This is a genomic window from Vibrio sp. HI00D65 (genome assembly GCF_001635455.1).
Lineage (GTDB): Bacteria > Pseudomonadota > Gammaproteobacteria > Enterobacterales > Vibrionaceae > Vibrio.
The window spans coordinates 1-445 of sequence record NZ_LWEH01000344.1 but is presented as its reverse complement, the minus strand read 5'-3'; the positions used below and the strand labels follow the sequence as shown (position 1 = coordinate 445).

Genomic DNA, 445 nt, shown 5'->3' with positions numbered 1-445 from the left:
ACTAGATAGTATGTTGAAGCAGTTAGGGTTTAGTTCTGTTCAGATTCGTCCGCTTCAGGATGCTTAGGATCATTTGCAACACGTACTTTTAAAGTTCGTTGCATGTAATCTTTGTCGTTAAGAGCAGAGATCGCATGATTCACATCATTACTTGCCATAACAACAAATCCAAAGCCTCTTCTTTTACCAGTACGCTTGTCTTTCATTAAGCGTACTGCAAAGACTTCACCATGTTCTGAGAATAATTCACGAACATGCGATTCGTTCGCCTTGTATGGAAGGTTACCCACATAAAGCGTTTTCGTTGAAGCTTTAGTTTCTGAATCTGATTTTGAGTCGGTGCTTGAAAAGTTAACAACAAAAGCGGAAGCCAAGACACCAAGGATAAAGGTAATTGCAGGCGATATATCTACCTGAGAGAAAACAATGCCGCCTAATACAGCCA

1 protein-coding gene is annotated in these 445 nt (G+C 40.2%); it reads right to left on the bottom strand.

The window, feature by feature from the left end; translation table 11 throughout:
• Positions 1–29: 29 nt before the first annotated feature.
• The coding region (locus tag A3712_RS19730) for an RNA recognition motif domain-containing protein (RefSeq protein ID WP_063524733.1) at positions 30–445 on the bottom strand (416 nt) is incomplete at its 5' end.